Source organism: Paenibacillus sp. G2S3, from assembly GCF_030123105.1.
Classification (GTDB): Bacteria; Bacillota; Bacilli; order Paenibacillales; family Paenibacillaceae; genus Paenibacillus_AQ.
Window position 1 is genome coordinate 2608183 of sequence record NZ_CP126095.1, and the last position, 24199, is coordinate 2632381.

General features: G+C 41.4%; 26 protein-coding genes and 1 pseudogene. 20 read left to right on the top strand and 7 right to left on the bottom strand.

The window, feature by feature from the left end; translation table 11 throughout:
* Positions 1-417, top strand: coding sequence for a ribosomal maturation YjgA family protein (locus tag QNH28_RS11165; RefSeq protein ID WP_481858363.1), 417 nt, complete (start codon positions 1-3; stop codon positions 415-417).
* 24 nt (positions 418-441) lie between these two features.
* The gene (locus QNH28_RS11170; protein WP_283911419.1) at positions 442-1233 is read left to right on the top strand and encodes a lipid II flippase Amj family protein; all 792 of its coding nucleotides are present in this window, start codon (positions 442-444) and stop codon (positions 1231-1233) included.
* 18 nt (positions 1234-1251) lie between these two features.
* On the opposite strand, the gene QNH28_RS11175 is transcribed toward QNH28_RS11170, so the two are convergent.
* A complete protein-coding gene (locus QNH28_RS11175) occupies positions 1252-2028 on the bottom strand; it encodes a hypothetical protein (protein WP_283911420.1) in 777 nt (258 codons plus the stop codon).
* Between the two features lie 198 nt (positions 2029-2226).
* On the opposite strand from QNH28_RS11175, the gene QNH28_RS11180 reads away from it, so the two are divergent.
* The gene (locus QNH28_RS11180; protein ID WP_283911421.1) at positions 2227-3084 is read left to right on the top strand and encodes an SDR family oxidoreductase; all 858 of its coding nucleotides are present in this window, start codon (positions 2227-2229) and stop codon (positions 3082-3084) included.
* Between the two features lie 368 nt (positions 3085-3452).
* The gene (locus QNH28_RS11185) at positions 3453-3848 is read left to right on the top strand and encodes a DUF4265 domain-containing protein (protein ID WP_042187136.1); all 396 of its coding nucleotides are present in this window, start codon (positions 3453-3455) and stop codon (positions 3846-3848) included.
* Positions 3849-3986: 138 nt separating this feature from the next.
* Here the strand turns inward: QNH28_RS11185 and QNH28_RS11190 are convergent, their stop codons facing one another.
* A complete protein-coding gene (locus tag QNH28_RS11190) occupies positions 3987-4925 on the bottom strand; it encodes an alpha/beta hydrolase (RefSeq protein WP_042193683.1) in 939 nt (312 codons plus the stop codon).
* A gap of 207 nt (positions 4926-5132) precedes the next feature.
* On the opposite strand from QNH28_RS11190, the gene lepB reads away from it, so the two are divergent.
* Together lepB and QNH28_RS11200 are read left to right on the top strand one after the other, a co-directional pair.
* Positions 5133-5630 carry a signal peptidase I gene (gene lepB, locus QNH28_RS11195; protein WP_283911422.1) on the top strand — a complete coding sequence of 166 codons (498 nt, stop codon included), beginning with the start codon at positions 5133-5135 and terminating at the stop codon, positions 5628-5630.
* 126 nt (positions 5631-5756) lie between these two features.
* Positions 5757-6794 (top strand): HD-GYP domain-containing protein, encoded by a 1038-nt coding sequence (locus QNH28_RS11200; protein ID WP_283911423.1) that lies wholly within the window; start codon positions 5757-5759, stop codon positions 6792-6794.
* A 62-nt stretch (positions 6795-6856) separates the two neighbouring features.
* On the opposite strand, the gene QNH28_RS11205 is transcribed toward QNH28_RS11200, so the two are convergent.
* On the bottom strand, positions 6857-7174 hold the full coding sequence (locus QNH28_RS11205; protein ID WP_283911424.1) for a MazG nucleotide pyrophosphohydrolase domain-containing protein: 318 nt from the start codon (positions 7172-7174) through the stop codon (positions 6857-6859).
* A gap of 97 nt (positions 7175-7271) precedes the next feature.
* On the opposite strand from QNH28_RS11205, the gene QNH28_RS11210 reads away from it, so the two are divergent.
* The 5 genes from QNH28_RS11210 to QNH28_RS11230 all read left to right on the top strand — a co-directional run bounded on the left by QNH28_RS11210 (position 7272) and on the right by QNH28_RS11230 (position 12430).
* Positions 7272-7850, top strand: coding sequence for an LOG family protein (locus QNH28_RS11210; RefSeq protein WP_283911425.1), 579 nt, complete (start codon positions 7272-7274; stop codon positions 7848-7850).
* 430 nt (positions 7851-8280) lie between these two features.
* Entirely contained in the window at positions 8281-9030 is a 750-nt protein-coding gene (locus QNH28_RS11215; RefSeq protein ID WP_283911426.1) for a GTP pyrophosphokinase, read from the top strand.
* Positions 9031-9187: 157 nt separating this feature from the next.
* Complete coding sequence (locus QNH28_RS11220) at positions 9188-10813, top strand: glycoside hydrolase family 9 protein (protein ID WP_283911427.1); 1626 nt, start codon at positions 9188-9190, stop codon at positions 10811-10813.
* Between the two features lie 124 nt (positions 10814-10937).
* Positions 10938-11687 carry an ABC transporter ATP-binding protein gene (locus tag QNH28_RS11225; protein ID WP_283911428.1) on the top strand — a complete coding sequence of 250 codons (750 nt, stop codon included), beginning with the start codon at positions 10938-10940 and terminating at the stop codon, positions 11685-11687.
* Entirely contained in the window at positions 11684-12430 is a 747-nt protein-coding gene (locus QNH28_RS11230) for an ABC transporter permease (protein WP_283911429.1), read from the top strand. Before QNH28_RS11225 ends, QNH28_RS11230 begins: the two co-directional genes overlap by 4 nt.
* Before the next feature lie 27 nt (positions 12431-12457).
* Here the strand turns inward: QNH28_RS11230 and QNH28_RS11235 are convergent, their stop codons facing one another.
* Complete coding sequence (locus tag QNH28_RS11235; RefSeq protein ID WP_283911430.1) at positions 12458-12727, bottom strand: excalibur calcium-binding domain-containing protein; 270 nt, start codon at positions 12725-12727, stop codon at positions 12458-12460.
* Between the two features lie 188 nt (positions 12728-12915).
* Between QNH28_RS11235 and QNH28_RS11240 the strand changes: the two genes are divergently transcribed.
* Complete coding sequence (locus QNH28_RS11240) at positions 12916-13404, top strand: hypothetical protein (RefSeq protein WP_283911431.1); 489 nt, start codon at positions 12916-12918, stop codon at positions 13402-13404.
* A 450-nt stretch (positions 13405-13854) separates the two neighbouring features.
* Here the strand turns inward: QNH28_RS11240 and QNH28_RS11245 are convergent, their stop codons facing one another.
* Positions 13855-14712, bottom strand: a complete 858-nt coding sequence (locus tag QNH28_RS11245) for an alpha/beta hydrolase (protein WP_283911432.1) — start codon at positions 14710-14712, stop codon at positions 13855-13857.
* A 172-nt stretch (positions 14713-14884) separates the two neighbouring features.
* On the opposite strand from QNH28_RS11245, the pseudogene QNH28_RS29640 reads away from it, so the two are divergent.
* A pseudogene (locus tag QNH28_RS29640) lies at positions 14885-15472 on the top strand (cupin domain-containing protein); the annotation flags it as partial.
* A 319-nt stretch (positions 15473-15791) separates the two neighbouring features.
* Here the strand turns inward: QNH28_RS29640 and QNH28_RS11255 are convergent.
* On the bottom strand, positions 15792-16787 hold the full coding sequence (locus QNH28_RS11255; RefSeq protein WP_283911434.1) for an acrylyl-CoA reductase family protein: 996 nt from the start codon (positions 16785-16787) through the stop codon (positions 15792-15794).
* Between the two features lie 224 nt (positions 16788-17011).
* Here QNH28_RS11255 and QNH28_RS11260 point away from each other — a divergent pair, with 224 nt between their 5' ends.
* The 7 genes from QNH28_RS11260 (at position 17012) to QNH28_RS11290 (ending at position 22392) form a co-directional block, all read left to right on the top strand.
* Complete coding sequence (locus tag QNH28_RS11260) at positions 17012-17512, top strand: GNAT family N-acetyltransferase (RefSeq protein ID WP_283911435.1); 501 nt, start codon at positions 17012-17014, stop codon at positions 17510-17512.
* A gap of 84 nt (positions 17513-17596) precedes the next feature.
* Complete coding sequence (locus tag QNH28_RS11265; RefSeq protein ID WP_283911436.1) at positions 17597-19015, top strand: NAD-dependent malic enzyme; 1419 nt, start codon at positions 17597-17599, stop codon at positions 19013-19015.
* A gap of 247 nt (positions 19016-19262) precedes the next feature.
* Positions 19263-20492, top strand: coding sequence for a sensor histidine kinase (locus QNH28_RS11270; protein ID WP_283911437.1), 1230 nt, complete (start codon positions 19263-19265; stop codon positions 20490-20492).
* Positions 20485-20931, top strand: a complete 447-nt coding sequence (locus QNH28_RS11275; protein WP_283911438.1) for a hypothetical protein — start codon at positions 20485-20487, stop codon at positions 20929-20931. Before QNH28_RS11270 ends, QNH28_RS11275 begins: the two co-directional genes overlap by 8 nt.
* Before the next feature lie 52 nt (positions 20932-20983).
* On the top strand, positions 20984-21427 hold the full coding sequence (locus QNH28_RS11280; RefSeq protein ID WP_283911439.1) for a GNAT family N-acetyltransferase: 444 nt from the start codon (positions 20984-20986) through the stop codon (positions 21425-21427).
* 14 nt (positions 21428-21441) lie between these two features.
* A complete protein-coding gene (locus QNH28_RS11285) occupies positions 21442-21948 on the top strand; it encodes a DinB family protein (protein WP_283912120.1) in 507 nt (168 codons plus the stop codon).
* A gap of 57 nt (positions 21949-22005) precedes the next feature.
* Positions 22006-22392, top strand: coding sequence for a YhfM domain-containing protein (locus tag QNH28_RS11290; RefSeq protein ID WP_283911440.1), 387 nt, complete (start codon positions 22006-22008; stop codon positions 22390-22392).
* 16 nt (positions 22393-22408) lie between these two features.
* Here the strand turns inward: QNH28_RS11290 and QNH28_RS11295 are convergent, their stop codons facing one another.
* On the bottom strand, positions 22409-24100 hold the full coding sequence (locus tag QNH28_RS11295) for an ABC transporter substrate-binding protein (RefSeq protein WP_283911441.1): 1692 nt from the start codon (positions 24098-24100) through the stop codon (positions 22409-22411).
* Between the last annotated feature and the right edge of the window lie 99 nt (positions 24101-24199).

Here is a 24199-nt window from a genome sequence, read left to right on the forward strand (position 1 = left end):
ATGGAAATGAGAGTCAATGCTTTAAAAGAAAGAGTTATTTATGGATGCATCTGCCTAATTGTTATTGTACTGGGGTTATGCTCTAGAGCATTCTCGGAACAGCTCCCCTTGTTTGTATCGAGACATTTTGGAGATGCGCTATGGGGAAGCATGGTTTACTTTATGTTTCGCGTACTGCTAGTGAATCGGAGGCAGTGGATCGCTTTTGTATGGAGTCTGATGTTTAGCTTCAGCATAGAATTTAGCCAACTATATCAAGCGGAGTGGATCAACAGCATTCGTGCTACCATACTGGGCGGGCTGATTCTCGGCAAAGGATTCCTATGGGTTGATCTTGTTAGATATACTGTTGGAATCATGCTTTCTTATGGATTGGATCAATACTTCCGTCCAAAACTGCACCGAATAGATAAATAGCTTTCAATGGAGATGAACCTACAAATGATAAATAGCTTGATTGTAGTATGCTTGCTAACAATGATTATTCACACAGCAGAAACTTTATCCTATTCGGTAAGATACGCCGGAGTGAAGCTGAACAAGATAGCGATTGCGCTGTCTCTGACAGGCATTATAGTTCTCGTATCAAGAACTGCCAACATGATTCAAGCTCCACTAACGGCTAAATTCGTAGACTATGCCAAAATACATTCTGATTTCCCACTTCTTAATTATTTGAGAATTATATTATTAGCTTCTTCATTAGGGACATTAATAGCCATAGCTATTTTCCCTACCTTTGTAGGCTTGTTTGGAAGAATCATCTCTAAGCTTGAAATCGAGGGTTCTATTCCCAAGCTGCTTACCAGCGTAACGATCGGGCAGTTAAAGAATACTAGAAAATACATAAGAAAACCAAAAGTAAATCTATATAACTTTAGATATCTGGGGATTCCTAAACGTTTTATTATTATGAATGTTTTTGTTACAGCCTTTTACACCGTAGGTGTCATATCATCTTTGTACGCTGCTCATCTAATGCCTCAATATAGCACGACTGCTTCTCAAGCCTCAGGATTGATTAACGGAATGGCGACTATAATGCTGACCATATTTATCGACCCACAGCTTGGTCTTATTACTCATAAGGCCACTGAAAATGTAGAATACCGTGATCAGCTAGGAAAAATATATGTGGTATTGATGGGTTCACGATTTCTAGGTACTATACTTGCTCAGCTCCTAATTGTGCCCGCAGCCCAACTAATTAGCATGTTAGTGAAGCTGATATGAGTCGGTAAGGGCGAATCATTATGGAAGCTTAGACTCTGCTGCGCGTAAAGCTAGTGCAATCTTCTGCTCCCAGCTGTAAATATTCTGCTGCATGGAATGAATTCGTATCATTTGCTCATAGGATGCTCTCATTTTTGTAGCTGCCGTGATAGCATCCCCTTGTTTTACAGCCGATTTATAGAGTTTATCAGCTTCTGAGCGAACTTTCTGTGCTACAGTGATATTTTTGTTCTCGGCGGTAATTTGCTTCTTCAAAACTGTGATCGGCGCCAGCGCATCTTTGGTAGGCTTGAGCTTATTAGCGGTCTGCTTGCGGGCAGTTGCCAACGCGTCTGCCTTCTCTTTAACTTCAGTTCGTGCGATGGTTACCGCAGCCTTGAGCTTATTACGTCTCAGATCAAGGAGAGTGGCTGTCTTAAAGTCTTTAGCTTTCTTCGCTGCGGTAGACTGCTTACTGAGTGTGCTGTATTGTTCCAGTAGGGGAGCGTGTTTCTTCTGAGCTGATGTGGCTTCAGAAGATAAGCGACTCAGCAGAGCCTTGTCTGTTGACGCTATGACAGAGTGAATAGATTTCAGCGTCTCATTGTTCTGCTTACGTAGCGTTTGGATTTTTGAACTATCAGATTTGAGGGCTGCTTGAAGCGAGGTATAATTGCCATGGAGGCCATTAATGTCATCTAAGGCAGAGTCCCAATCTGTACCTGCAGAAGCCATTGTAAGGTTGCTGTTTAGTAGAGCTACTACAAGGATTAATTGGACAAGCCTCTTTAAATACCTAAATTTGTGAATTGACATTCGTTTCAGCTCCTTAATTAGTTTATATGCGCAAAAAAGCACCTCCAAGATAGGCATGAATGCCTGTCTTGCGAGGTGCTTCGCCCGCACAGAAATATAAATGATGCACTTAATATAACTTGAAATGAATGGATAGTCAATTGTGAATAGAACATTTGTTTGCTTTTTTGAAATAATGAAACATAAGGAGAGTCAAAGATGAATTCACATCTAGATCGAATGCATGATCGAGTGGCCTTAATAACCGGTACCTCTAGTGGATTTGGACTGCTCACAGCCCTCAAACTAGCTGGGCAGGGATTCAAAGTTGTAGCAACCATGCGCGATTTGAGTCGTAAAGGCGAGCTTGAACAGCAGGCAGAGCAAGCAGGACTCTTGAAGCAGCTTCATTTTATGACCATGGATGTTACTGATAGTGATTCTATACAGGCTACTATATCCTCAGTGCACGAAACATTCGGAAGAATTGATGTTTTGGTAAATAATGCAGGCTTTGCTATAGGCGGCTTCATAGAAGAGATATCCATGGAGGAATGGCGCCAGCAAATGGAGACGAATTTTTTCGGATTAGTGGCGGTGACAAAAGCTGTGCTGCCAGTAATGCGAGAACAGAGAAGTGGTACGATTATTAACGTGGGGAGTATAAGCGGGTTGTCCGGTTTCCCGGGATATGCACCCTATGCAGCTTCCAAATTTGCAGTAGAAGGATTCAGTGAAAGTCTGCGTCATGAAATGTCTCCTTATGGAATACGTGTAGTATTAATTGAACCTGGCTCCTTCCGTACCCTGATCTGGGGAAAAGGAATGGCACAAATTCGTCAAGTCGAAGATTCTCCTTATAGAGACCGTCTGGACGCTGTGCTACGATATTCCAAGCATACCGCTGAAACTGCACCTGATCCAAAGCAAGTAGCAGATCTTATCGGTCGTATTACTGAAATGAAGTCACCAAGGCTTCGGTACCCTATCGGCAAAGGCACCCGGATCTTGATCTTAGGCAAAACGCTGCTCCCGTGGAAATGGCTGGAGAGAATTATTGCGAAAGAATTGAGGTGATGGAATGGAGCAATCCATAAACTTAACAATCATTAAACTCATTGGATATGTATCCAGTTTGATGACCGTTTTTTTATGGTTTATATTTATATTCATTAATCCGTATGCTGAGGTTACGAATCAATCCAGTATTATAATAAGTATGGTAATGTTGGTGTTGCCTGCCGGATTACTTGCGATAGGTGTCTCTTTAAACAGAAGCCTTCTCATGCTTCTCGCCTTTATTTGGAGTTTTCCATACAGTTTATATATGTTTTTAACGCCGGGAATCTTCAGGTTGTTCGGGATTACAAGCTTAATGTATTTATTGTGTTTTGTGTTATTTAGAATCATCAAGATCAGATTTTGAATAGAATTGAGGTGTGCTGATGCTAGATTCGTCAGGACTACATATTTGCTTCGATCCAGCAGGCCGTGAAATAGAAATCCTTGATGTTACTCCAGTCGGTAAAGATAAATACCGCATCGAAGAGACGCCGATCTTTAATCCAAGTGTTACAATGGGTGATATTATACGGGTGAAAGAAGAGCTAGGGATCTATTACTATCAGGAAACTGTACAGAAATCTCATTTCAAAAGGTACGCTTGGCTCCTCAGTAAAGAGGCTGTTGATTCAGCAGCCATTTCTGCTTTTAAACAACGGATCACAGAGAATGATGGGAAATGTGAACAGATCTTTGGCGGTTTGTTGGTCATTCATATTCCTAAGAATACTTTGATGGACGTAGATGGGGAAATGAATCGCATTATTGAGCGGTTTTAAAAGTGTGGGTACGTAAATATTAACGAGTATGAATAAAAAAAAATGCTGCGGCATGAAATGCAAGGAAGCTTGCACATGATGCAGCAGCATGGAGAATAGGTGAAACGGTTTAGACAATCTGAGCGATACAATCTATCCTTATTTTATTTCTTTCATAAATGTCTTAAAATTTTCGGCGATTTCTTTTGATTTGGTATGGTGCAGATAATGTCCTGCATCAAGCTTTACCAATTTTCCTTGTACGGAATTTTTGACTTGCTCTTCATGCAATGATATCCAATCTTTTAAGAGAGTATCATCCCCTTGAACAAAGAGCAAAAGGGGGAGATCCTTTGGAAAAGTTGAATTTAGAGCCCCTTTATAATTAGAAGACATATGTTCCACTTCATTTAAGTTAGTGTAATTATAAGTGTTTCTAAGCGTAAGCAATCTCAATTGTTCTTTAGTTTCATCATCAAACGGCAATTCAGCATAGGGATTTCCACTTGATTTAAATAACAATCTGCCCAAGCCTGATTCTCTAAGTAGTTTTAATTTTCCTGTTGGTATTTTAACACCTATTCTGTCTTCCGTTGCAATACTATTATCAATCCCGACAAATGCACTCACTTCGTTTGGATATTTGTTCACATAATTCAAACTGTACATACCGGAAATAGAGTGTGCCATTAGAATATAACGGTCAATATTAAGCTGCTTTACAGCTTCATGAATTTCACTCACAATGTTTTCTGTGGTTCGCTCTTTTTCAGTTCTATCACTTAATCCATAACCGAAAGGCTCAATCACGACAACTTTGTAAAATGGAGATAGTTCATCTATTAACAGCTTAAAATCAAGTCCCGGTGCCACCGTTCCATAACCAGGTAAGAGCACGACTGTCTCTTCACCCTTTCCTTGAATCAAAACGTTCATATTTTTACCATCGACGCTTACAGACTGACCATAGGGTTTTATTTTAGCTTGGTCCGATTTATTGAGGAAAATATTAGCGACAAAAACAGTCACTAGAAAAAGTACTATTGCAGTAGCTAAAGCCCCTATGGAAATAAGTATAATTTTAAGCGGTTTATTCATCCTTTTTTTAATAACCTCTTCTTCTGGTTTCACTCGTATCTTCTCCTGTTCTAATCGCTTTATTTTAGTACCTTAACGAATTGCTAAAGGAAGCTTACCCGATGAAGATGAACTATACATGACGACAATATGAACTGAATATGAACGAGCGAAAAAAGCTTCTGCACCGATCAAAGAGTTTATAAAATGAATATGAGGTGAGCAATTATGTTGAAATTTATCAAACAATATTTGCCTAGTGTTGCTATCGCAGTGGTTATTTCTTTGTTTGTAAGAACTTATGTTGCTGAAGCCATGAAGGTTCCTACTGGCTCTATGATCCCTACAATTGAAATTAATGACCGTCTAATTGTTGAAAAAATGTTATGGATGACCAAACTTGATCATGGAGATATCGTTGTGTTTACGCCACCTGTAAAAGGTGATGAGAATAAAAGATACGTAAAACGGTTGATAGGGCTGCCGGGTGATACCATTGAAGTTAAAGAGGGAGCACTTTACAGAAACGGAACGGAGATCAATGAACCCTATCTTAATGAGCGGATGGACTATGCATTTGGACCCGTTACAGTTCCGGCGGATCATTACTTTTTTCTCGGAGATAACCGGAATATAAGCTATGATGCTCATCTCTGGGCTACTCCTTTTGTAGCGAAGGATCAGTTGATTGGAAAAGTGATAGCGGACTTTAGTATTCCTTTTTAGGTGATGTAGCGGGGGTCTTTTGAACTAATTGATAGTGTTAATGAGACTTTAACCATATTGTGACTTTGGAATAATTTAGCTATCCTTAAGGTAAAATATACCTATTGATAGGAAGGGTGCAGAATTTTGAAAGCTCATGTCACGGATCTCAAACATGGCGATTGTCTTATGCTTGACACTTTTAATAGTGTTGGTCTACACGTGCTCCCAAAAGGGACAATTGTTTACCAAGAAGAAATCACCCTCCTGATGAGACATCGTATCGATTATGTCGATATTGAACCTCGCAGCAATGCGATGGATAATGAGGGAACAAATCTGGCGTTAAGCCTGAATGGAAACTTTGATCTAGCGATACAAAATTATGAGTCTATTTTTCTAGAAGCACTCAGCAAGGGCAGTTTCACGCAGTCAGATGTAGATCTTACGTTGCAGCCCTTACTGGAAAAAATGGATGAACATAAGGATGTAGTTTCCCTATTGCTGTTGCTTGAACGAGAAGACGTTGGTACATACAATCATTCTTTGCAGGTCGGACTGCTATCTTTTTACATAGCGACTTGGTTAGGTTATACCAAAGAAGAACGTTATGAGATCAGCCGAGCAGGGTATTTACACGACATAGGAAAAAGTCAGATCGACCCTTATATTTTAAATAAAACGGGGACCTTAACCCCTGAGGAAACTGAAGAACTGAAGCGTCATACTACATATGGATACGACATTATTCTTAAATCTATGAATGACGAGAAGACCGCTTTGGTGGCGCTTCAGCATCATGAATTTGAGGATGGGACTGGTTATCCTAATATGCTTCGTAAGGCGGAACTGCACCCGTATACACTGATTGTGGCTGTCGCTAACGCCTATGTTGGGATGACCTCTGCAAGAGTGAATCAACCCAAACAAGGGCTGATTACTGTTCTGCGCAAGGTGCATGAGTTGGGCTTTGGCAAGCTGAACGGGAATGCGGTACAAGCTTTGATTGGACACTTACTGCCGAACTTCGTAGGTAAAAATGTTCAGCTGAGCAACGGAGAGCAAGGTACGATTATTATGAACAACCCTTTGGATATTTTTAAGCCATTAGTGAAAGTAGATGAAACTACGTTCAGAGATTTATCCAAGGAGCGAAATTTGACTGTTGAGGAAGTATTTATTTAATAATTTGATAAAGAAGGGTTACAATTCGGTGATGCCGATTGTAGCCCTTTTTCTACTTCTCCTTAGGAATTAAATCGCTTAACTAATTTTTCTTTATGTGCTGTAAAAGCCTCTTCTAAAGTGATTCCATACAAATCTGCTAACAAGGCTATATTTCCTAGCACATCACCAATTTCCTCAATCAAGTCGTTTCTCAGTTGCTCTGGTGGAGGGGTAGATTCATCTGGGCGGTCTCTTCCGATTTCATAGGAGCGTACTGCCCGTGCAACCTCACCGGTCTCTTCCATAAGAAATCCAACCCGTATAAAAGGACCGTAATTGGTCCAGCCTCTTTGTCCATAAAAGCCTTTAATCCATTTCTGCACTTCATTGATCTCCATATTATGTAGCACTCCCTAATCTTTCACATGATTTATTCTCCAACATATAGTATATTAGATGTCAGATATTATCAATATATAGTTTGGGGATGAGGATTTGAAATCAATTTGTGTTTTTGCAGGATCGAATTTAGGGGCGCATGAGGAGTATAAAGCTAAAGCTGTTGAACTTGGAAACTATATGGCTATGAACAATTATCGCTTAATTTACGGAGGATCAAAAATTGGATTAATGGGTGAAGTAGCCAATGCTGTTTTGAACGGTGGAGGTGAGGTAATCGGGGTTATGCCTAGAGGATTGTTTAACGGAGAGATGGTACATAGAGAATTGACGCAGCTAATAGAAGTAGACGATATGCATGGACGTAAAGCAAAAATGGGAGAATTGGCGGATGGATTTATTGCTTTACCCGGCGGTTTTGGAACGTATGAGGAGTTGTTTGAGGTTTTGTGCTGGTCACAAATTGGCATACATAAGAAACCGGTAGGCGTACTAAATATCAGGAATTATTTTGATCCTCTGATGAATCTAATTCAAAACAGTATACAAGAAGGCTTTTCTAATTCTTCGCATCTCAGTCTGCTAAACGTATCCAACGAGCCATTGGAACTCTTGACTCTATTGAAGGAGTATGTTCCACAAACGCTTGAGCAAAAGTGGAAACAACTCAACTGAATAATAAAACTTTCAGTTTAATGATCGGGTACACTGTGTTCCTGGACGTAAACCAACTGAAATCAGGCATTAGTTTCTCCAACACCTTCACCGCTGAGCGTTCGGACTCAGAAGGCGTTATTTGCATGTTTATCTCCGTTTGAGCAGGGTTTCGGACCCAGTGACCTTATTTCGTATGAAGAGGTTCATATTTTGTTTTTTTTGCCAATAGCGATTATGGAGTCCGATAGCATCCCAATTATGGGATTATACTGCGTATAAGGTCAACTGGGTCCGATAGCGACTTCGCAAGTGGATTCGCCGCGCAAAAGGTACGTAATCAAACGAAGTGTGGGGTTTGGATTACGGATACATTACCGCTGAATTTGAATTTCACTAGTGGATTGGCTATGATAAATATAGAGAAAAGCTACAAGAGGAGAAATGGATAATGACCCCCGAGAATCAAATCGAACAATTTAAGAAGCTTAAGCACGAGATCACCCGTTTTATGTTGATTTATAAATTTGCACTGGATGAGATGGAGACGAAGATTGAGATCCTCAAACAAGAGTTTCAGTCTCTGCACGATTATAGCCCTATTGAACATACCAAATCGAGAATCAAGTCTCCCGAGAGTATTATGAACAAAATGCTCCGCAAAAATGGAGAATTATCTCTAGATTCTGTAAGAAATTGCATTAAAGATATTGCAGGTCTAAGAATTACATGTTCTTTTATCTCAGATATTTATCATGTAAGTGAAATGCTTCAGAAGCAGGACGACCTGACAGTTCTTGAAGTGAAGGATTATATTAAGAATCCTAAGCCTAACGGATATCAAAGTTTACATTTGCTGATTCAGGTTCCTGTATTTATGTCCGATCGTCAGGAGTTAGTGTGCGTTGAGGTACAAATTCGTACCATTGCTATGGATTTCTGGGCAAGTCTCGAACATAAAATTTTCTATAAATATAATAAATCAGTACCTGAGAGTATGACACGTGAATTGAAAAATGCAGCGGATGCCGCTCATGCACTTGATTTGCAAATGGAGCGACTGCATCGAGACATTAAAGAAATCAAAGACGAAGATGAAGATGATGATCTTAGTTCCTTTGAGGAGCTTCGCCGTATAGTGATTCATAATCAGCAATTCACACTTCCAGCTAACTTTATTAAGCTGCTCGGAGACAAATAAGCTGATCACATCACCTAGAGTTGCCGTTTTCGGTTAACTCTAGGTTTTTTTATTATATTATCATTGCTTCTAGTCTCTAGAATGGAGTATTCTCAACTAGAAAGAGAGACTTGTAATTATCGGCTTCATCAAATTAATTAGATTAAGGAGAATGAAGATGAGCGAGCGTACACTCCGAACGATTACTGTAAATCAAATCGGATATCCGGTGGATGGAGAAAAGATTGCAGTGTTTACTGGTGCTGGACATGACTTTCAGGTTGTTGATGTAGATCATGGAAATGTTGTATTCGAGGGAAAGTCAGGTGCTCCAAGATTTGATAAAGCAAGCGGAGACACTGTACATACAGGTGATTTTTCTGAGGTTCATGCTGTGGGTAGATACCGGATTGAGCAAGGCGATGGGATAAATTCGGCATCATTTATAATCTCAGATAAACCTTATCACGAGCTTCAACAAGGCTTGCTGAAGGCCTTTTATTATTATCGCTGCGGGGTTGAGTTGACGGAAGAGTATGCTGGAGATTGGAAGCATAAGGCATGTCATACAGCAGAGGGAATTGTATATGGTGAAACGGAGCGTCGACTAGATTGTTCTGGAGGCTGGCATGATGCCGGTGATTATGGAAAATATAGTGGACCCGGAGCCAAGGCTATCGCTGATCTTTTGCTAGCCTATGAGTTATATCCATCTGCTTTTGTAAGCGCTATTCCGATTCCAGAAAGTGATGGGCATACGCCAGATGTACTGCTGGAATGCAAAGTGGAGCTGGATTGGCTGTTCAAAATGCAGGACATTGTAACAGGTGGAGTGTTCCATAAACTGACTACGCTGAGCTTTCCCGATCTGGATGTCATGCCTGAGGAGGATACATCAGATCTATATTTCTCACCGGTGTCAGCCACCGCCACTGGGGATTTTGCTGGAGTCATGGCCATGGCAGCACGAGTCTATCAGCCATTTGACTCAGCTTATGCGAAGAAATGTCTGAATGCCGCAACACTAGCTTGGGAATGGCTTGTTCAACATCCAGATGTACCAGGTTTTACGAATCCGCCAGAAATTAGCACCGGAGAGTATGGAGATCGGAACGACAAGGATGAGCGGTATTGGGCAGCTGCGGAGCTCTATCGTACGACGGGGAACGAAGAATACCATCAAGCTGTTCTGCAGCTGGCGCAGTTGTCTTTTCCAAAGTACAGTCTAGGATGGGCAGATATGGGGGGCTATGGCACACTTGCGTATCTGTTAAATGGCGAAGATCAAGCAGACCGCGCCTTGTATGCCTCCTTAAAAGAAGGACTTATAGCTGAAGCGGAGCGATTAGTGAAACTGAGTCGTGAAGATGGTTATAGGATCTCCTTAAAAGAGGATGACTATATTTGGGGTAGCAATATGCTCGTAATGAATAATGCGATGCTGCTGCTGCTGGCTGAATATTTTAGTGACGATTCGAGTTTTGCGGACTGTGCGTTAGATCATTTGCACTATCTGATGGGTCGCAATGTACTGGATATCAGTTATGTTACCGGATTTGGCGATCGTCCAGTGATGCATCCGCATCATCGTCCATCTGTTGGTGACCATGTGGCAGATCCAGTCCCGGGTCTGGTATCTGGGGGGCCGGATCGTGGGCTCCATGATGAATATGTAGTAGAACATTTACAGGGAAAACCAGCTGCGCAGTGCTTCGCCGATCATGAACTTAGTTATTCTACGAATGAGGTAACGATCTACTGGAATTCCCCAGCAGTGTTCGTTACAGCTCGGTATAATCAATAAAATTAATTAGTTGAGAGAAAGGCAAGTCTCGTATGGGAGATGCCTTTCTCTTTTTTTATGTAGCTAAAATGCTATAATACGAGATGGTATGATATTTTTGCGCGTGGCAATAGGAGGTAAGGTATTGAGTCATATTTTTGAAATTCAAAGACTCGCAAAACTGAACTGGAAAAGCAGTGACCAAGCTTCGAAATATTTATTCTCGGACATCTCCGCAGAAATATCTGAATCGGATCGAATCGCTCTGATTGGTGCCTCAGGTCAAGGTAAGAGTACGCTCCTAAGAATAATGGCTCTGCTGGATGCTCCGGATGAAGGGGATATGCTTGTTAATGGTACTTCATTCAAAAGCATGGATTCAAGGCTGTGGAGAATGAAGATAGGGTTTGTGGCTCAACAAGCGATTATGTTGCCTGGCGGTGTGGAGGATAACCTAAGAACCGTCAGTAAGCTGCATGACAGACCTTATGACCTTAAACTTGTACAGCGACTATTGGAACAACTAGGGCTGGAACAATTGGATTTAAGTAAAAAAGCAGCAGATTGCTCAGGTGGTGAGAAGCAGCGAATTGCTTTGATTCGGTCATTGCTGTTGCGGCCTAATGTTCTACTGCTCGATGAAATTACTGCATCACTAGACATTGACAGCACTCAAAGGGTGGAGGACTTACTAGAACAGTGGCATAAAGAAGAAGGGACTTCAATCATCTGGGTGACCCATGACCTTAAGCAGGCTAGCCGAATAAGCACTACTACATGGTTTATGGGAAAAGGTAAGCTGGAACAACACTTGAGTGAATCTTTTTTTGCTGAATCTGCAGATGTTTTGGCCAAAAGGTTTATTCGTCCGTTAGAAGGAGCGTCATTCATATGAGTTATACGGCACTGAGTTTTACGCTTCTGTTTGTGCTAGGGACGATGTTGGTATCGGTATGGCAAAAGCTCGGACTAGAAAAAGATATTATTGTAGGCACGATAAGGTCGGCGATTCAATTACTTGCGGTCGGATATGTCTTGCAATTTATTTTTAAAACCGATCAGATGAGCTATGTCATTTTGATAATAATCTTCATGATAAGTGTAGCGGCATGGAATGCAGCGAAAAGAGGCAAAGGACTGCGTGGATTAGTCTGGAGAATTGGACTTGCGATCGCTACTATGGAGCTTCTAATGATGGGGATTCTGCTCGGCTTACATATTATTGAGGCGACTCCGCAATATATCATTCCCATTAGTGGCATGACCATTGGTAGCGCTATGGTTGTCTCGGGTTTATTCATTAATCATATCAAGCATGAAATACAGCAGAGTAAAGGTGAAATAGAGACCCTGCTGTCACTTGGTGCAACGGTTCCACAGGCCATCCATGAAGTTAGAAAAAGATCTGTGAAATTCAGCATGATCCCTACCATCGACGGAATGAAGACAGTAGGACTTGTCCAGCTTCCAGGTATGATGACAGGTATGATTATTGCTGGCGCTGATCCAGTAATCGCTGTTCGGTACCAGATTCTGATTGTGTTCTCATTCACCGCTTCTGCGGCAATAACAAGTATACTGCTTAGTGTACTGAGCTACCGACTCTTTTTCACGCCAGACCTACGGCTTAAGCAATAGATATGGAGCAGGAGTCAGGGGTAAATCTTATTTTTCACAAGCGATTCCGTCTTTATCACGGTCGCTCTTTTTGTTGGCTTCATAGAGCGCCTTCGATACAAAAGGTTTATATTTCGTTTTTCCACCTTTGTTCTTGGTTGAGCTGGAAATGGCGACTCCACCTTTGTAAACTTTGTTTAGCTCTGTACAGTTTTTGTAAGTTTTGACCTTGGATTCAGCACTTACTGTACTTACGGTACCGATGGATAGAGCGAGCAGCAGACCTGCCGATAGACAGTACTTTAAGTATTTTTTCATGGGACATCTCCTCTAAAGTTTAGTTATTAAAATAACCTCTCTTTTTATATTACCAGTTTATTGCACAGGGGGGTATATTATGAAAAATCTAGACAGGTAGTCCTAACATACATAATTATCAGCGACGACGGGGAATAATTAGAATTCAATTCAGATGAGGTGAAAAAGCTTTCTATGAGGTGATTCTAATGAGCACAAAGAAATTGGCAGCCACCCTAATCGCAGGGCTGTTGCTTCTGCCGGGAATCGCAATAGGTGCGCCTGACAACAACGGAACGGTGATCCAGTCTAATGGAAAGCTGCTCTCAGCCATGCCTTTGCCAGCCCCGGAGTCTAAACGAATCATATTGCCTTCTGCATTTCAAGCGGCTGAGCTATATGGATTCGGTTTGCTGCACCGGAACGCGTCGATTCAATATTCGATCTTTTCCAAGGAGCTCAAAAAGGTTATGTATCCGCAGTTTGTTGAACTGAATTGGGTAACGGGCGTATCCAGTCCGTGGATTACAAAGTACGAGGTTACTAAAGAAACAGTAATTAACCCGAATTCAGAGGTCATAGAAATGCGCATAGATTCCGCAACCTCAAATGGTCCAGAACCATCCATGCTACTGACGATCTCACTTGTTAAAGACCATAATAGCTGGGTGATTACCGGAGTGAAGCCGAATCCTTAAATGTCATGGGGAGAATTGTAAAAAGAGCAAGCGTAGTAGGGAAGTTTCCCTTACGCTTGCTCTTTTTTATAAGATTTGAAGCACTAGCGATCAACTGCACGCATGTCTCATCATAAACAATTACCGTACGCTGATGACCACTCAAAAAGTATCGCTTTACTCGAATATTGCGGACCGTATTGCAGTTATTTTCACTTTTTAGCTCATTTTGCAAGGAATACGGACCGTATAGCTCTTATTCCCCTTCAATTCCGCATTATTGGAGCAATTTTAGGTGAATAGCTGCGTCTGAGTCCGATAGCTTCGCTAATTTGCTGGATATTTGAAAATAAGGTCTCCTCGGTCCGACCAGTGCTTTGATTTATCCACAGCCACTAAGTTTACATCAAAGGCGTACAATGACCTGGTGAAGTATTTCACTACTGACTGAAATATTTCGTTAGAACGTCTCTAATCTCTACCCGCCTTGACCATCAATTCCGCCATCATTTTTGGCTCGGTTCGGACAGTGGTCATATGATCACCTTTGCCCTCGATGAAGCGGAACACACCCAAATGACTGGACTGAGTCGGGTGAAATCCATATGGGCCTTGTGGGATAGCCGTGTCTTCCGTCAAATAAAGATAACTTTTAGGGATTTTGAGACTGTAGAATTTCTTTAGATCCAGCTTTTCAAATAGTGGAGTAGCCGGCTCGGGTGGAGCTTGTTTATAAAAGGCTTTTGCTTCCACAAGACTGGCAGTGTTGACGAATGTATCCCGGAAGAGCGGAAATGGGAGCGTGATAGTGTTATTACCAGAAGCGTCTCTTAGCTGTTCAAAGGATTTAAGTGACTCAGCAGGAAACTGATCCGCCACACTTTGCCCGTCAAGCGGCGCGAAGGCATCGAAGAACACGATCCGCTTGATCCGATCAGGTACTTCCTGGGCAACCGTTTGAATGACTGATCCCCCAAAGCTATGTCCGAGCAGAATAAAATTCTTCAAGTCTTTTTGTTTGATATAGTCGACAAGGGACTTCGTGATTTGCGCATGTGTTACGTTATTATTCTTATCCGCGCCATGTCCGGCATATTCCGGTGTATAGACAGTGTGCCCTAACTTACGAAGCTCGGCTGCTGTTTCATCCCAAAAACCTGCTGTAGCCCAAGAGCCATGAATCAGAACAAAGGTTAATGGAGTCTGTTTGGTAGAGGATTTGTGGTCAGCGGCTGCAACCGTGGAGTGTTGATTCAAAGGCTGCAACCCCATAATGGTGAAGAGAGAGATACATAACGCTAATACTATTTTAGTGTGAATTGATTTCATACTTTGCCTCCTGTGTAGTGTGAGAATTTAACACTTTAGAGGATGCCCCGTTTAACAGGGAAAGATGAATTTTTATTGGATTCAGTGTATCTCCAGCACCTAGGCATAGGCAAACGCATATGTTGTTCTAGGAAATCAAAAATTTACAGGAACAGAAGGGTAGGAATAAACAGTGACTTCATACATGGATTATACGTCCCCTGATACACAATTTACGTTCGATGTGAACACTAATACTCTATTTAAAAAGGATGCCAACAACTACATTAATTTGCTATCGATTAAGCAGTTGAACACACTGGAGAATATTTCGCTCCTAGATATTTTTCTTAGTAAATCGAATGTGGTGGAGCCTCATTATCATCAAAATGCGGCAGAGCTTGTCTATTGTATCTGTGGATCAGCAGTAGTGTCTATACTCAATCCGTTTACAAATGAACTTCTTCATTTCCCAATATGTCCAGGTCAAGTGGCGAATGTGCCGCAAGGCTGGTGGCATTATGAGGTGGCAACCGTCGATAATACACATTTGCTCGCGATTTTTGATGCACCTATTCCAGAGGTCATATTAGGTTCGGATCTCCTGAGTAAAACCCCTGCAAATGTATTGGCCCATACTTACTGTTTGAATGAAGCCTTGGTTAAGGAAGCGTTAGCTCCTATTAAACCGGGCACCTTTATCGGCCCACCTGCCGACTGCTGTGAGGAAGATAAAGTAAAGGGAGTCAATAATATGGCCCCAAATATGGCTCCTAATATGAAACCAAATATGGCTCCAAATATGAATATGCATGCAAATATGAAACAAAACATGCAGCCTAACATGCATCCGAACATGCAGCCATATGCTCATATGCAAGCTCAGCCCATACCCATAGCTTCACAAATGCCTCCAGCGACGCAAGCATTTAATTATCAGCCTTACCCAATGCAAGGATACTACACTCAAGGCTATGAACAGCACTTTCGCCAACAGCCTTATGTACAACAACAGCCGAATTATCAATACTCAAATAATCAAGAGTAACAACAAAAAACCTCCTGAGATTAACTCTCTCGGGAGGTTTACTTGGTATGGCTTAAGATAAACGGACAAGCACTCTGCCTCGTGTGTTTCCTTGCAGAATATCTTCCAATGCTTGTGGCAGTTCATTTAAGGTTACTTCACGATCTACAAGGTTCTCAAGCTGTGCAGGCTTCAAATCAGTCGCCATCCGTGCCCACACCTTTTCGCGTAGCTCGGCAGGGCACTCTACGGAATCAATACCGAGCAGGTTAACTCCCCGAAGAATAAAGGGAAGAACGGTAGTTGGAACAGAAGTACCACCGGTCAGGCCGCTTGCAGTAACGGAACCTCTGTAGGAGATTTTACTCAAAATCGATGCAAGTGAGTTTCCGCCAACGGAATCTACAGCACCTTGCCAAAGCTGTTTCTCTAATGGTTTGCTAGATCCACCCGTAACCTCTTCGCGTGAAATGACTTCTTCCGCACCCAGAGCTTTTAGATATTCGTTAGCTTCCGCATTACCAGTGCTGGCGACTACGCTATAGCCGTTTGTACTAAGCATGGCGATAGCCGAACCACCCACACCGCCGGTCGCTCCCGTTACGAGCACTTTGCCTTTATCCGGTGATAAGTCATTGTCTTCTAACGCTTGAATGGACAAGGCTGCAGTTAATCCAGCTGTACCATAGATCATGGCTTCTCTTAGTGTAAGTCCTTCTGGAAGAGGGGTAATCCAAGCAGCAGGAATACGTGCATATTCGCTAAACCCTCCAAAGTGAGAGACACCCATACCATATCCTGTTGCAATGACTTGCTGTCCTTTATGGAACCGATCGTCAGTGGAAGACACCACAATACCGGATAAGTCGATGCCTGGAATAAAAGGGTAGGATCTTACAATTTTCCCGTTAGGGATACTGGCCAAACCGTCTTTATAGTTCACACTGGAGTATGCAACCTTTATTAAGACTTCTCCAGCGGGTAGATCTTCTAAGGTAACTGGTTTAACAGCGACGGAGAACAAAGATTCTGTTTTGTCGACAACCAAGGCTTGAAATGATTCTGTCATAAGTGTAAGCTCCTTCAACTACGTTATAGGTGAGACATGTATATAATATTCATTCTGCCCAATTAACTTGTCATTGTCTATGATATAACGCAAGTGAGGCTCAGTGAAGGACTTTTTAAATGTGTATTGCAACATTATAATCAAACTCTCCATGTTATTTGTGCAGTGGACATGTTAAGTTCAGACTGCTGATACATAACTTGTTTTTGAGGGAGAATTGTTGAATGTCTATTATAAAATTAATTCGTGAACATGAGATCGAGCCGTATTTGGATCTCTTAGCAGAGGTTGAGCATATCCATTTGGATAGAAACAATCCTAACCATGAGCAGTGGCTGAGACGCCGTATACAATCACATTTTGAGCGGGGGGCATTGTTTTATGCCTATCATGAGAATGAACAATGCGATGCTTTTGGTATTGTTGCCGTTTTGCATGAGGAGGCACCGATTGGTATTCCCGCGCTTGGCGCAAGAGCCGAAGTCCTAGACATTGGAGTAAGTAAAGAAAATCGTAGAAAAGGAATAGGAGGTATTTTACTACAGCATGTAGAAAAGGTTGTTAAGAGTAGGGGAGCTTACTGTTTACTTATGCTGACCTATGCAGAAGATTATGATGTGATCGCTTTTTACGGTAAAAATGGCTTTGTGCCCGTTGCTACGATCCCTGATGTATTTGGTCCTGGTGCCGAAGGGAATACTATATTAAGAAAAATACTAAGGTGATCTATTCAATAGGGTGAAAGTTTGATTAAATGGTATAGTATAGTGTATTTGAAATCTTAGGGTTGAAGAAAGAGAGGCTAATTCATGGCTATTGCAACAACGATGATTGTCAGGCTCGAAATTCGGAAATCGGTTGCTTCTTTTGGTGATGTTGCTTCAGGAATTGCCACTGCAGGTGGAGATATCGTCGCTATTGACGTGATTCGTGCAGGTAAGGATGTAACAACTCGAGATATAACAATAAACGTGCAAGATGCCTCGAATGGAGAAATGATGTCTATACTATCGAAGATGCCAGGGGTCAAAGTAATTAATGTGTCAGATCGAACATTTCTAGCTCATCTAGGCGGGAAAATTGAAATCACACCTAAAATGCCAATCAAGAATCGGGAGGATTTATCGCTGGTGTATACGCCGGGGGTTGCCCGAGTGTGTACGGCGATTGCCGAAGATCCTAATAAAGCGTATTCTTTGACGATGAAGCGGAATACAGTAGCTGTCGTTACAGACGGTACGGCTGTGCTTGGACTAGGGGATATTGGACCGGAAGCGGCTATGCCTGTTATGGAAGGTAAGGCTATGCTGTTTAAGCAATTGGCGAACATCGATGCTTTTCCACTATGCTTAAATACGAAAGAATCAGATGAAATCATTAATATTGTAAAAGCAGTATCTCCTGGATTTGGGGGAATCAACTTAGAAGATATCAGTTCTCCGCGCTGTTTCGAGATTGAACGTCGGCTTGCCGAAGAGCTGGATATTCCAGTATTTCATGATGATCAGCACGGTACATCTGTTGTAGTTTTGGCAGGTCTTTTGAATGCGCTTAAAGTAGTAAATAAATCTATCGAAGATGTGCGAATTGTCGTTGTGGGTATAGGTGCGGCTGGTGTGTCCATCTGTAATATGCTTCTGGCAGCAGGAGCTCGCAAAATCTATGCGGTAGATCGTGAAGGTGTTCTTAGAAAAGATCTTCAGTATGATAATCAGGAATGGCGGAAGCTTGCTGATGCAACTAACCCGGAAGGTATTGAAGGTGGACTGACGGAGGTTATGCAGGGAGCAGATGTCTTTATTGGGGTGTCACGTGGTGGAATTCTATCCGTCGATCATCTCAAGAGCATGGCCAGCGATAACATTGTGTTTGCAATGGCTAATCCGACACCGGAGATTGATCCAGAATTGGCCGAGCCTTTTGTTCGCGTGTTAGCGACAGGTAGAAGTGACTATCCGAATCAGATCAACAATGTGCTGTGTTTTCCGGGTATCTTCCGTGGTGCACTGGATTGCAGAGCAAAAACAGTGAATCTTGAAATGAAGCTGGCTGCCGCAAAAGCGATTGCATCGGTCGTTCATCCGGATGAAGTTAATGAGCAATACGTAATCCCAAGTATTTTTAACGAAAAAGTAGTAGAGTTAGTGCGTCTGGCAGTAATCCATGCAGCTATTGCAACGGATGTGGCCCGCCGGATCCCTAAGGATATTGATAAGGATATGGAATAAAAGCGATACTATAAATGGACTGCTCTGCTTTGTGAGAGAGTGGTCTATTTTTTATACATTGACACGTAACTAAGAGTCGTATCATAATTAGGGCTAAAAGTATTTATTCCCATTTTAGTAAAGTGGCTGATATAATTACAATAATGTATGAGATGTAGAAAGGGCATCCAAGTGGGTGCCCTTAAATTTTGCCTCTAGAGAGGGTAGTATCCAAAAAAGGGTTAAATAATTTAGAAGTGGTGAATTCATGAAAGAGTTTTACAGTCAGGTGAATCGAAAAATCTATTACATTGTAATGTTATTAAACATTGCCCTTATGATATCTGGATTAATACTGTCTACAACAGAATTAAATGGGATTAGATTTGGATACATTGTACATTTTTTTTGTGTGTTGATTCTATCCATTTGTTTATGGATCTATCCTAAGTATGAAACATATACTTTTAGGAAGATCATCATTCTTTTTGGATTTGCTTACTTCTATACGCTTTTCTTTTTATATCCTCAAACTTGGACCACCTATATTTTGATTTGTCTTATTCCGGCACTTTCTATCCTATTTTTCGATTTAAAATTGTTCTACTTTTCCTTTATTATAAATGGGATATTAATGGTAATTACTTTTACTTATGTCATCTTTATTGATAAAGGTGAATTATATACTTATTTACATCATGACATTATAGGCAACGTCATAAATATAATAGCTGTTCAAGTGTTATTATTTTTCATTTTCCATTTATCATTTAAGCGGATGAAAAAGCAGCAACTGTATTATGAACAATTACAGCAATCCGAGCGTTTAAAGATGGTAGGACAATTAACAGCTGCTGTTGCGCATGAAATCCGAAATCCAATAACTGTGGTTAGAGGTTTTTTGCAATTGTTCAAAGAAGACGCTTCATTTGATGATTCTAAAAAAAGTAAGTTCAACTTAATGATAGATGAATTAAACACAGTAGAACAGATTATCTCCCAATTTCTAACCTTATCCAAACCAAATGGAGATCAAAGACTAGAGAAAGTGGATGTGAAGGAGGTTCTTCAAAGTGTTACGAGTCTGCTTCATTCCTATGCCATGCTATCTGATAATCAAATCGATATAAGGGTAGAGGAAGACTGCTTTATTTCCATTAATAAAATTGAGTTTAAGCAGTTACTTATTAATATTATAAAAAATGCACTAGAAGCTTCGGATGTAGGGAAATCCGTCTCAGTTATAGCAAATAGAAATAATAATTTTATCGAGATTATGATCACCGATGAAGGAAGTGGAATGTCCGAGGCGGAGGTTAAGTCGCTGGGCACACCTTTTTATTCATTAAAAAGTAATGGAACTGGTTTAGGGCTAATGATTTGCTTTAATATTGTAGAAAAATATGCTGGGGAAATTTATTATAATAGCTCTAAAGGTAAGGGGACAACAGTTACAATTCGCTTTTTATCAGAATCAGGAGGGATCTATAATGATTAAGAAGTTATCCGCACTGATACTGTCTGGAATGATGATCGTTCTTCTTGCTGCCTGCAATACAACTACGTATAAACATAACTACACCTTCTCAGGTGAAGGAGACGTTTGGTCGGCAGAATATGTTCAAAAGGCAACGGAAAAGTTCATCGATAAAAAGGGTGTAAGGTCAGATTATGAAACCTGGTTTGATTCAACCATCGAACTTAAGTATAAAGGTGAACTTACCGACCTTGATAAAATCAGTTCTTTTAAATATAGCTTCAAGGGAACATCAGGTGGAGGAAGTAAAACCTTAGAAGATGTTAAGGGAGTAAGAAAAAGTGAGTTGAAGTCCGAAAGAGCTGGAAGCGGGGCGTTTGAACATGAGGACTCGATCATTAAGGTCGTTGTTGAGTGGGATGGGCAGAAGGATGAATTTGAACTGAAGGTACGTAAATAGTGGACTATGTATGAAATAGATTCTTAAATTAAAGAAAGCAGGTTGAACATTCATGGTCGTTATTAAAGAAATAGAATTGGAGTCTCTCCATGAACTTGGTGATTTATATCAGGAGCTGATGGATCAACCATCGGATCTTAATAAACTAGAAGAAGTATTTAAAGTAATTAAGGCAGATCGTCGGTACATATTGTTGGGCGCTTTTGTGGATGGAGAGTTAATGGGGTCTTTGATGGGGATTGTCTGTCATGACCTAGTAGGAGATTGCAAACCGTTTATGGTGATTGAGAATGTGGTAGTTTCATCGCGGGCCCGACGTCAAGGTGTGGGCAAAAAACTGATGCTCGCCATTGAAGAAATGGCTCAGGAGAAAGACTGCTTTTATATCATTTTGGTCTCTGGAGAGAAGCGTAAGGAAGCGCATATTTTTTATGAATCGTTAGGGTATAGAGATGAGAAGGTAGAAGGATACCGAAAATATCTAAGTTCCCATTAAAAGGAGGCCTTGATCTGCAAACATTCTTTCAATATAACTGGATGGTTCGTGAACAATGGTACGAGTGGTGTGAGAGTATTTCTGAGGAAGAGCTTCTTAGGGCACGTACTGGTGGTGTAGGCAGCATATTGAAGACTCTCTTTCATATTGTTGATGTGGAGTGGAGCTGGATTCAAGTGTTGCAAGGTAAACCAGATTTTCAGGAGGACTTTGAGCAATACAAGTCATTGCAGCTGGTAAGAGAACTGGATGCGAAATTCCGTTCCGATGTGGAGCCCTTTGTACTTTCTTGGCATGAGGGTTTGGAGTGGAATGTTTTGGAGGATCACCTTGCGGAAGGTCGGGTCGTGACTGATGCTTGGGGCGAAGTGATGCGCCATGTGATCGCTCATGAAATTCATCATGTCGGACAGTTGTCAGTCTGGGCAAGGGAAATCGGGAAGAAGCCAGTTTCTGCTAATTTGATTGGAAAAGGGCTTATGGATAGCCTGCCTGGTAAAAGATACTCAAATGAATTATAAAATTATTTTGGAGACTGAGTGATCAGCCTCCATTTTTCTTTAGTAAGGAGGTAGTTTATGAAAAAATTTAGTCTCCTTTCATTTTCACTTATAATTTTGCTGATTTTATTATTTGTATTTGTCAGATCCAAGCAGGAGATCGTCAGCGTTAGCCTTGTGTCCGAAGCAACGGAAATCACTTATACTGACAGTGAAAGCATTGAAATATTTGAAAATGTTATAAGAACAACAAAAAAAGTACCCGGGGCTGTGGATGTGGGTGGTCCACCAACTTATCGAATGACTGTTTCTTACGCTGATTCTGAGGTTGTTAAATACAGCCTTTATATGGATTTTGAAACTAAAAATGGCTTCCTGATTAAAGATAGTAATAGCGAAAGGATGCTGGATTTAAAAGATAAGAATTCGGAAGAGCTAGCTGATCTGTTAAGTAAAGAGAAATAGAGAACTGCAAAACCAGTCATAGGGTCCCACTGGAAAGCAGCGGCGGGAACCACAAATGACGAAGATCAACCCAGCCCTGACTATTGAAGCTTACACCACGGACAGAGGGGAGGTAAGCAGTCTGGGTGGGTTTTTCATACAAGATGTGCAGATGATGCTCCTCGAGAAGACGGTTCTCGATAATACTAAAGCTCTCGGATCTAGCCTCAGGATTAGGTTCCCTTGCAATGGTATAGAGCCAACCTTCAATATCTGCCCTGGTATGCGGTTCTATGTGCTGAGAGAGCGTGAGGTATAAATCAAATAATCGAAGCTGTTCATCCTCGTCTCGAAATAAAGAGAAAACAATCAGGTCAGATTCCAGCCGGACGGGACCTTTGAATTCCTCTGGAGACACGGAAACAACCGTACATGAATACCCTTGACGCCCTAGCTTGGTAGCAATAAATTCAGCATCGCTAGCATATTGCGGAATAGTGGATATTTGCAGGGTGACTTCTTGAGCATCCATCGACTTATCCATTACAGCTGCGAAATCGTCTTTTAAACAGGATACGATCTTTGCCCGAAGAAGGGGGTCGCTTAGCGGTCCTTTTTTTTGCGTATTGCAGGTAACAAATTTACGGATGTAGGACTCCGAATGAATCCGGCTCCAAGACGAAGAATTGGTGGATGAAGGATTCTGAATCACATGAAAAGCCGAACCTGTATCTGAGGACCCTGTCTCGGTATCCCATGGGACATAAAGTATTTCGACGCGATCTAAATGAGCTCGTCCTTGAAAATAATAAGGAAAAACCTCCAGCACACAAGTGTCCTCATTCATGTCCACAACCTTAAAAGGTCCTGTCCCCACCGGTCTACGACCAAAGCTAGGTTCGTCCATGCCTTCTAAATCACGCGGAACAATAGCAGCTCTGCTCGTACACAAAAAAGGAAGGAATAGCTCATTGGGCTGCTTAAGAGTAATTTGTACGGTGGATGGATTTAGCGCGGTAACCCGCTGAATTTCTTTGAAAATATAGCTGTAGAGTGTCCGCTTAGAGGTTCCCATCAGCCGTCCCAAGGAATAGACTACATCTTTAGCTGTCAGTACTTTTCCATGATGGAACAATACTTCCTTACGCAGAAAAAAAGTCCAGATCGTACGGCTGTCATCCACTTCCCAGGCATGAGCAAGACTAGGTACTATCTTATCCCGTTCCCCGCTGCGTCTCACTAATCCGTCGAAGACATGACTGGAAACAAAAGACTCTGCCAAAAGATTCATATGGAGCGGATCGAAGGTATGTAGCTGCTGCGTAATAGGAAGCCGCAGGGTATCAATTTGTTTGTCACTACGGATTTCGGAATGATGACCAAAATAGGTCAGCAGCCAACCTTGTAATGTATCCTGCAGTGAGGAGGAGCTGGCATGGGTTTTGATGCCTTCAATGGCTTTGTGAACATCTTTACGGCTAATAGCCTGCATCATGGATTGCAGTGCAATTTCTTCAGAGGGGACAAGGAACTGTAATAAGGAGCGACTACCCCGTCCACGCTTAGGTGTCCATTGTACCCATTCGAGCTGTATCATTTTATTCACAATGTGCATGGCATTACGATGTGTGCATCCGAAGGTCGATGCTAGTTCATCCATCGTTACTGTGATTTCTGTCGCTCCCCCAAACTGAGAGTGTAGTTTTAAATATTGGCTATGCAGCTTCATGGTTTAGATCCCTTCAGAAAATAGGAAATTATTAAAAATATCTTTCTCTTTTTTTTCTTATTTTATCATTTAGAATAAGGATAAGAAAGTAAGAATATG